Here is a 15,027-nt window from a genome sequence, read left to right on the forward strand (position 1 = left end):
TAACTGACTGATGAAGCGACGTGACGTTCTCCGCGCCCTGGGCGCGCTCCCCGCTCTTGCCGCCACGCCGGCATTCCTCCTGCAAACGGGATGCAACCACAATCCGCATGAGCAGGCGCGCCGCTTGCCCACACAGCCGCGCATGCCTGCATCCCCTGTTAAAAATCAACCGACAAACTTCGACAGCCACGCGCACACGTTGCTCGATGAGGTGACAGAGCGGTGTGCGCACTACTTCATCGAGCGCGCGCACAAGGACACAGGCATCGTGTTTGATCGTGCGCCGGCAAACGGAAGCGGCGCCGGCCTTCAATACACAACGGGCTCCATCGCCGCCACCGGCTTCGGCCTGAGTGTGCTTTGCGTCGCGGCACAGCACGGCTATCTTGCACCCGCTGCCTGCGAGCAGCGCATCGCGCAGACGCTCGCCTTCATCGCGCACCAGGTGCAGCATGAGCACGGTTTTCTGCCGCACTACCTGCATGCCGCTACCGGTGTTGCTGCCGCGAACTCGGAGTTCTCCTCGATCGACACTGCGTTGCTGATTGCCGGTGCGCTGCATGCTCGCCAGTTCCTCAACTCGGCCAGGGTGGATGCACTGGTTGCCACCATCTACGAGCGAGTCGATTGGTCGTGGATGCTCAATGGCTACCCGCAACAACGCACTCGCGCACATGGTGCGCCTGCAACGCTTTCCATGGGCTGGCTTCCTGGTTCCGGCTTTCTCGAGGCACGCTGGGACTCGTACTCCGAATGCATGCTGATGTACCTGCTCGCGATCGGCTCCCCGTCCCATCCCATTCCCGCAGGGGTATGGCAGGGCATTCAGCGCAACACCTTCGACTATGGAGGCATTCGCTTCATCTCGAGCTTTGGCGCGCTCTTTATTCACCAATATCTGCACATCTGGACCGACCTGCGCGGCCTCGGTGACGGGCACTCCAATTACTTCGAGAACTCCGTTGCCGCCGTGCGCGCCCACAAAACCTGGTGCATGCTGCAACATGGACGCTACCCCTGGGTCGATGAACGGGTCTGGGGCTTCTCCGCTTCTGACACGGCTCAGCACGCATATGCCGCATGGGCGGCGCCACCGGTTGTCGGCGACTGGGATGGCACGCTCGCCCCCCATGCAGCCGGCGGCTCGCTTGCACTTCTGCCAGAGGAGTCCATCGTAGTACTCAAAGCAATGCGGGAACATCATCCGCCATGCTTTCAGCGCTACGGTTTCGTCAATGCCTTTCTTCCCGGCGGGGAGGGCCGTGCAGACTGGTTCGATTCAGACGTGATTGCGTCTGACCTCGCGCTCACGATGCTCATGGCCGAGAATCAGCGAGGCGGCACCGTGCGCTCGCTCTCGATGCGCAATCCGGAGCTGCTTCACGCGATCCACGCGGTGGGCTTTCATCGGCTTGAAACCTGACCCGCAGTCGCCTGGCACGGGACCGTGGCCGTCTTGAACTGCTAGCCTGAAAGCGCAAAGGAAGCTCACGCCATGGACAATGAAGACAGCCTCATCTTCGTTTCGATCGCTGCCTATCGGGATCTGCAGTTGGTGCCCACAGTGGAGGATTGCCTGCAGAAAGCCAGCAATCCTGAGTTGCTGCGCTTCGGCGTCTGTTGGCAGCATGGGCCGGACGAACCGGCCTTTCCCTATAGCGACGATCCCCGCTTTCGAGTGCTCGATGTGGACTGGCGAGAGAGCCAGGGCGCCTGCTGGGCGCGCGCCGAAATCATGAAGCTGTGGCAGGGCGAAGACTGGTTCCTGCAAATTGATTCACACTGCCGCTTCGCCACGCACTGGGACACGCGGCTGCTCGAGGAGATGGTGCAAACGAACAGCGAGCGCCCCATCCTCACGACGTACGCCGCTCCCTTTGTTCCCGGCAGGCAGGAAGTACTGGCGGGCAGCCCGCTCATGATCGCATTTCAGTCCTTCACTTCGGACGGTCTCCCCAAGCTCAAGCCGGCAGAGTTCCCGGCAGGAGAGAAGCCTTCTGCACCCGTGCGGGCGCGCTTTCTCTCTGCGGGCTTCTTGTTCACCCTGGGCCTCTTCGTGGAAGAAGTACCCTATGATCCGGAGCTGTACTTCATGGGAGAAGAATCGTCCATGACGGTGCGCGCGTTCACTACTGGCTACGACCTGTTCCACCCGCATGAGTCGCTGGTATGGCATGACTACCTGCGCAACGATGCGCGCAAGCACTGGGGCGATCACAACGAAGAGAACTTTGCAGCGAACACGGTAGGCAGCCGATGGAGCGACAGAGACAAGCGCAGCAGAAACAAGGTGCAGCTGCTTCTACGGGGCAACCCAGTCGACAGCTTCGGCCTGGGCACAAAGCGCTCGCTTGCCGACTATGAGCAGTACGCCGGACTTTCGTTCAGGCTCTGCAAGGCGCAACTGCCCACTGTGCGCGGGCTGGAGCCGCCAAATGCGGAGCCGCCTGTCGACTGGGCCGAACGCATCCTTCCGTGGATCGCCAAGGTGACGGTGCCACGAAATGCACTGCCCGCGGGCGCGCTGGATGATCCAGCTTTCTGGTATCTCGGCATCCTGGATGATCAAGGGTACGAGATTACCCGCGTGGATCTTGAAGCGGAGAAGCTTGTACCTTTGCGTGGCGACAGCGAAGAGCTGGTGCTTTTTTGCGAGTTCCTGTCGGAAACCTCGCCGCAACGCTGGACCCTGTGGCCGCTTAGTCGATCCAGGGGATGGCTCGACAGGCTGGAAGGGAAGCTGCCACCTGAAGACTGTGCAGTGCTGGAGGAAGAGGCCTGAGCGCTCGCAGGCACCAGGCCTCTCAAAGGTGTCGTATCGCTTGTCTCCCTGCTTCGGGGAGCTCGCGCGTATGGCGCTGAGTGGCTACTTGTGGAAGTGCATGCAGACCGGGGTGTTGGTGTACAAGCCGAAATAGTAGTTGCTGCCCTGGTACTGTCCTGCCGCGGCGATTGGAACCTCGTACGTGCCAGAAAGCGCGGGCGAGAAGAGCGTGACAGAAGACCACGTCCCCTGGACCTGCTCGTAGAAACCGAGCATGGCCGGGCTGGTGTACGTTTGCTGGGCCACGTTCCACGAGTTCACTTCGTTCCAGGTGAAGACGTACACGTCGCCATTCGACGCCGTGAGCGCCACCTGCCGCGCCGTGCCCGGCAACCCTACTTCAATCGCCTTCACGACCACCGGGTTGGAAGCACGATCCCTGGGCAGCACCGTATTCAGGTTGTGGATGTAGGTCGCAGCCAGCTTCGGGCCGCCATCGTCATAGTGGAAGAGACCATAGTACTGTCCTGCGTAGGCATCCAGTAGTTCATACAGGTAGATAGACGAGTAACCATCCGCTGCCGCGTCCATAATGCCGTTCAACGTCATGTCCGCCTGGGCAAATTCGTTGACGCCATCTCCACCATCCGGAACACTGCGATAGCCGAACTCGGTGATCGCTTTTGCCGTGGGATTGCCGCTGTAGAGATAAGTCATGTTTTCTTCAAACGTGGCTTCGGGCTCCGCACCTTGCTTCGGATAGGGATGGATGTTCGCCTGGTCGAAGGATCCCGGAGAGACAGCTGGATGCAGGTTTAAGCCCGTAAAGTCGAGTACGGGCACACTCTTGCCCAGCCCCGCATCGGCCTTGGTCGCGCTGTATGTGCCGGTCTGCATTGCTTGTGCTTCCGCTTCGGTCACGCCGGCTTCGTTGTTGATCTCGTTCAAGCCTTCGACTGAGGTAACACTGCCCGCCTTGTGCTGCAGCAGGGTGTCGACCGCCTGCATGTTCAGGGGGAGTGCGCACGCGGCGGTTGAGTTGGAGGGATTGCCGCACTCAGGCCCCTGCGTGGAAATAATCATGTCGGCGAAGATGCCATTATCCAGGAGATACTCGATATCCGGAAAGTAAAGCCCGGCGGTATAGCCCGGCGAGTTCACTCCATCGCGAATATGTGTAATGCCCAGATATTGAAGATCGGAGAGTACCTGCTTGTAGTTCGAGTACAGGCCATCTCCATACTCCATGTGAACGTTGACGCCCTGCATGCTTTCAAACTGACTCAGCGGCATGCTCGGCAGGGTTTGTGTTGTGTACTGGCCAAGAGCGCCAGTAGCAGTGCATAGAAGCGCGGCGACAAGAGGTACTTTCATTCCCTCTTTGTACTGAGCGCAAAATCATGCAGGAAGATTACGGTCGGCACATGCACACACGAATCCACCCCAAGGTACCGTGCTTCGGGAAAGTGTCTAACTCGTGGCAGTGCGGGTAGGTAATATTTGCCTACCATGTCATTCCTACATGTGTAGACCTCTGCACGCATAAGTACAGCGAGGCTAGGCTGCTGCCGTGTACTTAGCCCTGTAAACACTGCGTGCACCGCATTCGATGAAAGTGTCGAAAGCAAACCACAAACCTGGCGGCGACAAACAACAAATGCCACCGAGTAGGTGGCATTTGTGTCAGGTACTGCGAAGCACTTAGAAGCCGAACTGCACCGACGCTGCATACACACGAGGTAGTCCGAGGAACGCCGTGTTGCTGCTTGCGTTAGTGCCCGTGATATCTCCAGGTCCAATCGTTGAGTAATAGTGTTCGTTGGTGACGTTGTTCGCCGTGACTCTCCAAATCGATGCTTTGCCGAAGATTCGTTCTTCATAGCGCAGCCCGAAGTCGAAGGTGTTGTAGCCGTCCGTGTAGTGCAGGTTGGCATCATCCTGCGGACGCCTGCCCACGAACTGCCAGTTTCCGGTCACGACAAGGTTCGCGAGCTTCGGCAAGCGGTACTCGCTCAGCACGTTGGTCTTATAGTCAGGCGTGCCCACAAAGCGCTTGCCGTTGGTCGCCGCGATGCCCGTGTCGTTGAGGCGCGGGTTCAGCGCCTGGAAGCCGCCGTCCACCAGCCAGCGATGAAAAAGCGTGCCCTGCGCCTGTATCTCGGCCCCGTAGTTCACCTGCAGGCCAGTGATCTCGAAGACGTTTGCCGCATTTGTGTTCGCGAACGGCCGCTGGATCCGGAACAGGTCTGTCGTCAGGTTGATGCCGGCAGCCTGGCTCTTGAACCCGACCTCCCACTCCTTGCTGCGGTACGGCGCGAGCGCCTGGTTCTTGTTGACCGCGCCACCCGGTGCGACGTCTCCCTGTTGCAGGCTGCTCGCAAAAGTTCCATAGAAGGTGGTCGCGGCAGTCGGCTTGTACAGCACGCTTGCCGACGGACTGATCCCGTTCTTGTTGGACCCGCTGGCACGCACCTGGCCGGGATAGGTGTTGTTATCCACGCCGATCCAGTCCTGGCTTGCCGCAAGCCGGACAATGAAGTGCCTGGGCAGCGTCAGCATATCGCCGAGATTGAAGCCCTGCTGATGCATCACGGCGGACTGGTACTCGTTCGAGTTCTGATAGATGCCGTGGACCGGGAATGGGTAAACGCGCGGAGCTGCAAAGCTGGCAGTGCCCAGTGTCAGGTTCGCTGCCGGCGGCAGGGTGCCATTCGAGTACTGCACCAAGCTGTAGCCTTCGCTGCCCACAACAACGTCCTGCGTGATCCCCCACTTGCGCACGGTACCCGTGATGTAGCCAAGATCGCTTGCAATGCCGAAGCGCGGCGCGAAGCTGTCAGCAAGGGATGTGCTGTAATTGCCCGTGTTGCTGGTGATGTTGTTCACGCCCGTCGAGATAAACCGCTCGACGTTCTGCCACAGACCGCCGGCCATCGCATGCCAGTCCGGAGAAAAGTCGTGCAGTACGCGCGCGCTTGCGCTTTGCGTGGTGAGGTTCACACCTGCATAGCGCTGTCCAAAACCAACCACGGTTGGGTCAGGCGCGGCAGGCAGGATGAAGGTGGGTGTGACACCGTTCACCTTTGCCGCAGCGTTGTTAAGTCCGTAAGTGAACCAGCCCGGGTATCCGCGCTCAACTATGTCGTAGACGCTGTAGTGCGCGTCCAAAGTGGTTCTGTCGGTTGGCTTTACATCGAAGGCGAACTCGGCAAGCCTGCGGCGCAGAAAGCTTCCGTCCACATACGATGCACCCTCGCCAATCAGCAGGTTGGAGCGATAGCCGAAGATCTTGTGCGGGCCAAGGCGGCCTCCGAAGTCTCCGTACACCGTGCCGATCGTCTTGTTGTCGTAGTCGAGAGAGATATTATTCGTGCGCTCGTCGGTGGGCCGCTTCAGCACGAAGTTGAACATGCCAGATGGGTTGGCCGGTCCATACATCGAGGCACCCAGCCCGTTTTCTACTTCGAGCTGGTCGTACTGTTCCATCGCGTTGGCGCCCGTGATGTCGATCGCGAGTCCATCCATGCGCGTGTTCTGCGCGACACTGCCCTGGATCCCGCGTGTCTCCGGCCGCAGGATCTGGTCGCCCTGCTGCTCCTGAAAGGCCACCAGCGGCAGATACTTGATGGCATCCCGAAGGCTGCGCGCCTGGGTATTCGCAATTTCCTCACTCGGCAACACAGTCACGGTGTAGGGCAGGTTCACGATGGGCGCATTGCCCATCACTCCCGTTTGCATCCTGTCTACGAAGTAGCCGTTCTCTGCCGTGCCCAGGACATTGCCGGATACCGTCACCGTCGTGTTGGCATTGCCGAGCGCCAGGGCCACATCCTGCGACATGCTTCGGCCCGCTGCAATGTTGAGCGAAGACACGGTCACGTTGGAGAATCCATCCTTGCGGACCATCAGCTGGTAAGTTCCCGACGCTACGCCTGAAAACGTGTAGGTCCCGGTGGCTGCGGTCAATGTGGACTGCACCGTTTTGCCCGAACCATCGACCAGCGTCACAGTGGCTCCGCCGACCACGGACTGATCCGGGTCCCGAACCACTCCGCTCAGGGTTGCGGTTTGTGCCTGCGCTTCCATCGCGGCAAGCATCAGGATGGGCGCGCAAACAAATACGAAGCGAGCCGAGGAGGGGCGACCGGGTCGACGAAATGGGGACATGAGATTCCTTTAGCCTGCTGCGGTCGCACCGTAGACATGGCCAGTTCGAGTAATGGACTGAAAGAAAAGGAGCCGCGCGTGGCTGGCTTGCAGGGACGATGTAACCCCCAGCTATGGGATCCCGGCTGGCACACGCCACGTACAAAGCTCTGTACAGGCGTCCTGGCGGTCGTCAAGGGAACCATCCAGCTATATCAACTTTAACGGGCTAGAAGCGATGCGTCAATGCGCAGGAAGCCGCACTCGTGGCTCGGCAGGATCGACTTCGGAGCGCTCCAGCCGCGGGCAGTCTGCCACTGCGGTACGCTTGTTGCCCGTCTATAAAACCTTGCCGGAAAGCCTTGCGGGTAAACTTCCACGTATGAAGACGTGGGGCGCAAGCCTGGTTACCAGCTTTGTTTTGTTTGCCGGAGCACTCAGCGGCTCTGCCCAGGACGCACCGAGCACGCTGCTGTTCCAGACAGACCACGCCTGGTCGCCAAGAACCAACATCGGTGCCGACACTGTTCTCGTCTATGGCATCGACCCAACGCTCGCGCAGCGCATCAGGACATGGCAGGCGCACGGCTACAGAACAGCCGTGATGACCGGAGTGGCCTGGGGCCGGTATGCACCCTACCTGCGCGGCGACTTCGACGGCAAAGAGCATTGGGACGAAACGCAGCAGGAGAAAAGTGGCAAGCTCATCCTGCATAGCGGGCGAGAGGTGCCTTACATTGCACCGAGCGAAGCGTACGGTCGCTACCTGTCGAGTGGCGTGCTTGCGGCACTCGATGCTGGTGCACAAGCCGTGTACCTTGAAGAGCCCGAGTTCTGGGCAGATGCCGGCTGGAGCGACAGCTTTAAACGCTCTTGGGCGGAGCACTATCACACAGCGTGGCAGGCGCCCGACAGTTCGCCCGAGGCACAGTACCGCGCATCGGAGCTGAAGTACTTCCTATATCGCCGCACCCTGCAGCAGGTCTTTGATGCTGTGCGCGCTTACGGCAAGGCGCACAACCGGGTCATCCCCTGCTATGTGGCCACGCATTCCCTGCTGAACTATGCGCAGTGGCATATTGTGAGTCCCGAGTCCTCGCTGCTAGGTGCCGGCGTGGATGGATTCATCGCGCAGGTGTGGACGGGCACTGCCCGCGCGCCCAACGTGTACAACGGCGTCGCCGGCGAGCGCACCTTCGAGACTGCTTTTCTTGAGTACGGCGCACTCCAGAACATTGCCCGCTCATCCGGCAAGCCGATCTGGTACCTCAATGATCCCATCGAGGACAACCCCAATCACTCGTGGACCGACTACCAGCAGAACTGGGAAAGCACCTTGACGGCTTCTCTGCTGCAATCAGCGGTGGCACGCTACGAGGTGCTGCCGTGGCCGAACCGCATCTTCGACCGGACTGCACTGTACGCCTCCGCCGAGCCGACCTCGTCTCAACCTGCCCCGCCGAAGACGCCGATTCCTCCCGCCTATGCAACCGAACTGCAGGCCGTCTTTCATGCGTTGGGCGACATGGGGAAGTACAGCGATGCGCACTGGGAGCAGGCGGGCACGATGGGCCTCGGCGTACTGGTCTCGGATACGTTGATGTTCCAGCGCGCAGAGCCGCAGCCGTCCGATCCCGACCTCAGCAACTTCTATGGCCTTGCCATGCCTTTGCTCAAGCGCGGCATGCCCGTGGAGCCAGTCGCCATGGAAGACACTTCTGTCGGCGCCGCATCCACAAAGGCCCTTGCTCCATACCGCATGCTGCTGCTCACCTACGAAGGACAGAAACCTCCCTCTGCGGCGTTTCACGCGTCGCTTGCCCAATGGGTGCGGGCCGGTGGTGTCCTGCTTGTCGTGGACAACGACCACGATCCGTACAACAAGGTCGAGGGGTGGTGGAACACGGGCGCGCTGCACTACGCCACACCGCGTGCGCACTTATTTGAATTGCTCGGCCTTGCTCCTGATCCCGTGGGTGCGCAGCATGTGGGCAAAGGCATCGTGCTCTACTCTCCGCAGAGCCCCACCGCCATGGCATACAGCGGCAGTGGCTCCGATGCTGTTCTCACCCTGGTTCACACGGCAGCGGCAGCAGGCAAGGTTGCACTGACCGCGAGCCCCGCCCTTGTGCTGCGTAGGGGGCCGTTTGTAGTCGCTGCAGGCTTATCGCAGGATGCAGGAAACAAGGTGGCGGCAGCACCATTGGCGACTTCCACCATTGTTCACGGTGACTTGGTCGACCTGTTTCGCGCCGGTCTGGACGAGAGCGGCGAGGCGACCATCGCACCGGGCAGGCGTGCCTTGTTTCTCGACGTGAGTTACTTCCCGGCTGGCCTGCCTGCTGTTCTTGCAGCATCCGCCAGGATCACCGGGGAGCATGCTACGGCTCACACTCTGGACTTTCGCGCGGATGGCATCGAGGACACCGATGCCGTGGTTCGCATCCTTGCAACAACGCTGCCTTCGCGCATCCTGGTCGACAACAAGCCGCTTGCGCCGGATCAGTACAGCCAGGGTGGCCGCACGTTGCTGCTGCGCTTCACCAATCGGGCAGAACCGCAGGCGGTGCGGATCGAATGGCCCGCGACCCCGTCGCCCGGGAAGTAGCCCCACTAGCCCTGCTGCGCCTGTTCTGCATGCCAGAAGGCGCGCAGGGTGAAGACAAAAAACAGGGCGAGCGCAAGCGTGACCAGGGGAAGCGGCCGGTAAAGCAAAAGCGTCTGGAGCCGGCCAGCGGCTTCCACCCTTGCGGGATGATCGAGCACGCGCCGCAGCAGCGGGTAGGCCGTCAGCACGCCGGCGGCAGCAGCAAGTGTAACCGCCATGGTAGCGAAACGGTGCCGGGTGCCCACTAGCATGGCGACCGCGGGAAAGATGAGCAGCAGCAGCCGGGTGTCATATTGCCGGTGGTACACGGGAAGCAGTGTAATGCAGGCCAGGCCCGCAATGGCCAGCAGATGCTTGTGCAGGCTGCCTCGCAAGGCTAGGACGGGCTGCAGCCACAGGGCAAGCAGCCCGGCCGTGAGGAGATAGGCGCCGGTGTGGTAGACGAGGGGATGACTCGAGAAGGTGCCGAAGATAGCCTGCGCGCTGACCAGATAGCCTGCCTGCGGGTTGGCTTGCACCGGCTCGTTCACGCCGCCCGGCCCCGAGTTGCCGTACAAGTTGCGGAGCAGGTCGTGCATCCAGAAACGGGACGACGCGTGCACGGAGCACCAGGTGCATCCCGCGACCACGACGAGACCGGTAAGCACCAGCGTGCGTCGCAGGATGACCCTTGCGCGCGGCCCGGCAAAGCCGAAATAAAGAACCAGCAGCAGCGCATCATGCGGCTTGAGGGCGAGCGCGACCGTAAAGCACAGCGTGGTAAGCCACGGCTGCCGCCCACGCAGAAAGCACCACAGGCCGATCACCAGGAGAGAAATAGCCACGGTCGAGACCTGGCCCTCCATCAGCAGGATGGTGCTGGTGACCACGAAGAACCCGAGGCACAGTACCGTGGAGCCTGAGTGAAACCGGCCGCAAAGGTCGGCCGTGAGCAGGCAGGCGACCGAGAACAGGCCGGCACAACCCCACAACCAGAGAGCCTGTGCCACGGGATAGGGAATAGCGGCCAGCGGAGCGAGCAGCGCGAGGGAAAAAGGCGGGTAGAGTGCCGAGTACGGCGCAAACACAATGGGATCGTCATTGATGCCGCCCGCCCTGAGATAGGCGATGCGGGTGTCTGTTTCGCTGTATGGGTTACAGCCGGTAAGCAGGCAGCGCGCGCTCGAGAAGGGCTGCTTGAAGTCGCGCTGATGGTCGGCCAGTCGCTCGTCGTGATAGCCCCGAGCCACAAAGAGCAGGCAACACAGCAGCATGAACGTGAACGCGGTGGCGCGAAACAGGCGCGTGCCGCTCTTCATCTGCAGGTCCGGTTCGCTTGTTGTTGTTGCAATCATCCTGCGCGTCCTGTCCTGTGGTGAGTGCTTCAGTCTAGTCCCCATGCCAGCTTTGCGCGTGGCAACGCAGGCTGCTATGAAGACGGGGGCTGTTGTGGAAATGTTGCCGGGAACGGAGCGGGTGTTTGGCCAGCCCTGAACGAGGAACCGCATGCAGGCATGGCAGGCCGCAGACCGGAAGTGCACAAGCGATGGCTTCTCGGGGGAATCGGCCTGCACGAAGCAGCTCGCCGCTTGACGGGGCAGTGCGTTTTCTGCGAATCCGGCAAGCCCGTTGCTTCTGCTCACGGGAGTGCATAGAGTGCTCGTAAGATTTGCTGCGCGGAGGAAGACAGTGTTGAAAGTGCTCGTGGCCGGTGCCTGCTCCTGTGTTGTTTCGTTGACCTGCTTTGTGCCCTGCCCGCTGCTGGCGCAGAGCGCGGTTCGTGCGCAGGCGGACCGTCAGCAGTGGTACCTGAACGCGGGCAAAATGACCTACGTGGTGGGTGTCAACGAGCAGGGCATTCTGCAAACGTTGTACTGGGGGCCCTTGCTGCGTGACGGGGCCGTAGTGCCTGTCGCCAGGAGCCTGCCGGAGCGAGCGTCTCAGTACCCACCCGCAGCAACCACGCCGCAGGAGTACCCGGCCTACGGCGCGGGCATCTTTCCAGAGACGGCGCTCAAGGTGAACTCGCTGAACGGTGACCGCACGCTGGTGCTGCACTACGAGTCCGCCAGGGTGGATGGAGCAAAGCTCGAGATCGTGCTGAAGGACACAGCGCAGCCACTGCGCGTGCACCTGTACTACCAGGCCTATGCCGAGGGAGTGCTGGCGCGCTGGTCGCGTATCGAGAACATCGGCAAGGGCAGCTTCGGCATCGAAAACGCGGCCTCGGCCACGTGGAATCTGCCGGCAGGCACCGGGTACTCGCATCGCTGGCTCACGGGCATGTGGGGTGGCGAGTTCCAGTTGAACGAGGAGCCGCTGAAGACAGGCAAGAGCGTGCAGGAGAGTCGCACGGGGCACACCTCGCACGAGGCTAACCCGTGGTTCTCGATCGGCAAGCAAGGGGAGACGACGGAGGAGACGGGCCCCGTGTGGTTTGGCGAGCTGGGCTGGAGCGGCAACTGGCAGATTGTCACCGAGTACACTTCGCTCGAGCAGCCGCGCGTCACGGGCGGCTACAACCCGTTCGACTTCCACTGGACGCTTGCCGCCGGTGCGTCGCTGGAGACGCCGAAGTTCTACGCGGGGTACACCGATGGAGGCGAAGGACAGGCATCGCGCATCCTGAGCCAGTTCCAGTTGCAGGAGATCCTGCCGAAGCGCGGAGAAGCGCGCGAAGCGAAGCCGCGGCCGATTATCTATAACTCGTGGGAAGCCACCGAGATGAACTTCACTGCCGACACGCAGATTGCCCTGGCCGAGCGCGCGGCCAAGGCAGGTGTGGAGCGGTTCGTGATTGACGATGGCTGGTTCGGCAAGCGCGACGACGACCATGCCGGGCTGGGTGACTGGACGGTGACGCCGAAGAAGTTTCCGCAAGGGCTCAAGCCGATCATTAATCGCGTGCATGCGCTGGGCATGGACTTTGGCATCTGGGTGGAGCCGGAGATGGTGAACCCGGACAGCGACCTGTATCGACAGCATCCTGACTGGGCCATGAACTTTCCTGACCGGCAGCGGACGGAGATGCGCAACCAGTTGATGCTGAACCTGGCGCGCACCGATGTGAAGGAGTGGATGTTCACCTGGCTCGACAAGCTGGTGAGCGAGAACGACATTGCATTTCTTAAGTGGGATTACAACCGCATCTGGTCGGAGCCGGGCTGGAACACGGCTCCCGGCTCAAGCCCGGAACATCCCAATCCGGATGCCGAGAAAGCGATCTATCTCCAGTCGATACGCAACCTGTACGAGGTGATCGACCGGCTGCGGGCCAAGCATCCGAAGTTGGAAATTGAGTCGTGCTCGAGCGGCGGCGGACGAGTGGATCTTGGCATCCTCGAGCGCACGGACGAGGTGTGGCCGAGCGACAATACGGACGCATTGGACCGGCAGGACATCCAGTGGGGCTACACGCAGGCGTACACGCCGCAGACCATGGTTGCGTGGGTAACGGATGTGCCGAGCATGGATCACCGCATGGTGCCTCTGCAATACCGCTTTGTGGTGGCGATGCAGGGCGCGCTGGGTATCGGCGCGAACCTGACGAAGTTTTCCGACGCGGACATGGCGCTGTCGGCGAAGCTGACGGAGTTCTACAAGACCGTTCGCACCACTGTGCAGCAGGGCAAGCTGTATCGGCTTGCATCGCCGCTTGCCGGCGACACGTCGCAGATGGAGTACGTGGCCGACGATGGCTCGCAGGCAGTGCTGCTGGCGTATGTGCACAGCCAGCGTTTCGCATTGCCCTACGCCGCTGTTCACCTGCGAGGGCTCGATCCGGATGCGATGTACCACGTGCACGCGCTGGACCCGGACAAGTATGCGGGCGAAGCCACCGTGTCGGGCTCTGTGCTGATGGGCGCCGGGGTAAACCTGAAACTGCGTGGCGACTACGACAGCACAGCAGTGGCGCTGGAGCGTGTGCGATGACCGCTCGTTCCAACGAGGAGCCTCGTCTCACGATTGCAGCAAGTGGTGAGTCTCAGGTGTAGAAGTTGTACGCGACAGCCCAGCAGAGAGTTTCTGTGCTTAATGAAGCGGCTGCCGGGAGCGCCCTCTACTTGCCGATGCAGAAGGTGGAAAAGATGAGGTGCAGCACAGTATCCGGAGTCGTTGCCCCGGTCAGGGTGTCGAGCGACTGCAGTGCCGAGTAGAGGTCGAGCAGGAAAACCTCGTGCGGTGTACCGGCTGCGTTGGCAGTGTGCGCGGACTCGAGCGCGGTGTGCGCCTGCTTCACCGCGGCGTGCTGCCGCCTGTTGGTAAGCAGCGGCGATTCACTGGTCACTGCGCTGTGACCAATCAGCATCGCCTGCATGCGATCCCGCAGCGGCTCGATTCCCTCTCCCGTCAGGGCAGAAGCGGCGAGCACCTCTGCCCAGGGAGCGTGCGCCTGCACCTCCGTGAGCGCGGCAGCCTCCTTCGCCCGGTCGCCTTGTAACAGGTCCCACTTGTTCAGGACCACCAGCAGTCGCCTGTCGCGCGCGGCACGTAGGAGTGCGAGATCCTCCGACTCGACCGGGTCTACACTGCTCAGGACCAGCATCACCAGCGTCGCGTCGGCAAAAGCCTCTCTCGACTTTTCAATGCCCAGGCGCTCTGCCTCGCTGGTGGCGTGCCGCAGGCCCGCGGTATCCACAAGTTCAATGGGGAAGCCGCCAAGCGAGATATGCTCATGCACCGTGTCACGCGTTGTGCCCGCTTCGGCGGTGACGATGGCGCGCTCGCGCGCGAGCAGTCGATTGAACAGGGAACTCTTGCCGGCATTGGGGCGCCCCACGATGGCTAGAGTCGCGCCATGTGTAAGCAGCCGCCCTTGTTCAAACGATCGCTCTAACTGGAGCAAGGGCTCTGTAATTGCCACCAACGTGGTGGCAATTACAGAAGATGCAAGTACGGGAGTGTCATCTTCTGCGAAATCTATGCCCGCTTCCAGCGATGCGATCAGCGCAATGAGCTCCTGCTTCAACGGGGCAACGCGCCGGGACAGGCTGCCGCCCAGCTGCTGCGCAGCGACCTGCGCCTGAAGCAGCGTTTGTGCGTCCACAAGGTCGCGCACGGCCTCGGCCTGCATCAGGTCAAGGCGGCCCGATAGAAAGGCGCGCTCGGTAAACTCACCCGGTTCAGCCAGGCGGGCGCCTGCCTGCATAAGGCGAAGCAGGATATGGTCAAGCAGCACCGGCGACCCATGCGCGGCTATCTCCACTATGTCTTCACCCGTGTACGAGTGGGGCGCCTCAAAGTAAGTCACGACAGCTTCATCGAGCTTCTGCTCTGTTTCTGGGTCCACCAGATAGCAGAAGCGAGCCCGCTGGTGCACAAACAGTGAGGACGACCCGCGCACCAGTGTGGCCGCAAGCGCGCACGCCGCGGTGCCACTGACACGGATGACGCCGATGCCGCCGCGTCCTGCTGGCGTGGCAATGGCCACGATGGTGTCGCGCACCGAATCTTCAGACACTGGCAGCATGCACAGCCCTCACGGTTGAAGCCAGCCGGTTCCGACGCCGTACATGCCCGCCACCGTGAA

The 15,027-nt window shown here is 61.4% G+C and carries 8 protein-coding genes; 4 read left to right on the forward strand and 4 right to left on the reverse strand.

Annotated elements, in window-relative coordinates; all coding sequences use genetic code 11:
- Positions 1-10 precede the first annotated feature (10 nt).
- On the forward strand, positions 11-1,423 hold the full coding sequence (locus tag D1Y84_RS08525; protein ID WP_124848133.1) for a glucoamylase family protein: 1,413 nt from the start codon (positions 11-13) through the stop codon (positions 1,421-1,423).
- A 72-nt stretch (positions 1,424-1,495) separates the two neighbouring features.
- Entirely contained in the window at positions 1,496-2,782 is a 1,287-nt protein-coding gene (locus D1Y84_RS08530; RefSeq protein WP_124848134.1) for a GlcNAc-transferase family protein, read from the forward strand.
- Positions 2,783-2,866: 84 nt separating this feature from the next.
- On the opposite strand, the gene D1Y84_RS08535 is transcribed toward D1Y84_RS08530, so the two are convergent.
- Positions 2,867-4,138 (reverse strand): hypothetical protein, encoded by a 1,272-nt coding sequence (locus D1Y84_RS08535; protein WP_124848135.1) that lies wholly within the window; start codon positions 4,136-4,138, stop codon positions 2,867-2,869.
- 327 nt (positions 4,139-4,465) lie between these two features.
- Positions 4,466-6,931, reverse strand: coding sequence for a TonB-dependent receptor (locus tag D1Y84_RS08540; RefSeq protein WP_124848136.1), 2,466 nt, complete (start codon positions 6,929-6,931; stop codon positions 4,466-4,468).
- Between the two features lie 361 nt (positions 6,932-7,292).
- Between D1Y84_RS08540 and D1Y84_RS08545 the strand changes: the two genes are divergently transcribed.
- The gene (locus D1Y84_RS08545; RefSeq protein WP_124848137.1) at positions 7,293-9,518 is read left to right on the forward strand and encodes a hypothetical protein; all 2,226 of its coding nucleotides are present in this window, start codon (positions 7,293-7,295) and stop codon (positions 9,516-9,518) included.
- Between the two features lie 5 nt (positions 9,519-9,523).
- Here the strand turns inward: D1Y84_RS08545 and D1Y84_RS08550 are convergent, their stop codons facing one another.
- Complete coding sequence (locus tag D1Y84_RS08550; RefSeq protein ID WP_158615393.1) at positions 9,524-10,852, reverse strand: glycosyltransferase family 87 protein; 1,329 nt, start codon at positions 10,850-10,852, stop codon at positions 9,524-9,526.
- A gap of 334 nt (positions 10,853-11,186) precedes the next feature.
- Here D1Y84_RS08550 and D1Y84_RS08555 point away from each other — a divergent pair, with 334 nt between their 5' ends.
- A complete protein-coding gene (locus D1Y84_RS08555; RefSeq protein ID WP_233581283.1) occupies positions 11,187-13,430 on the forward strand; it encodes an alpha-galactosidase in 2,244 nt (747 codons plus the stop codon).
- Between the two features lie 127 nt (positions 13,431-13,557).
- Here D1Y84_RS08555 and mnmE read toward each other — a convergent pair whose 3' ends face one another.
- Positions 13,558-14,967 (reverse strand): tRNA uridine-5-carboxymethylaminomethyl(34) synthesis GTPase MnmE, encoded by a 1,410-nt coding sequence (gene mnmE / locus D1Y84_RS08560; RefSeq protein WP_124848139.1) that lies wholly within the window; start codon positions 14,965-14,967, stop codon positions 13,558-13,560.
- Positions 14,968-15,027 lie beyond the last annotated feature (60 nt).

Source organism: Acidipila sp. EB88, from assembly GCF_003858395.1.
Classification (GTDB): domain Bacteria; phylum Acidobacteriota; class Terriglobia; order Terriglobales; family Acidobacteriaceae; genus EB88.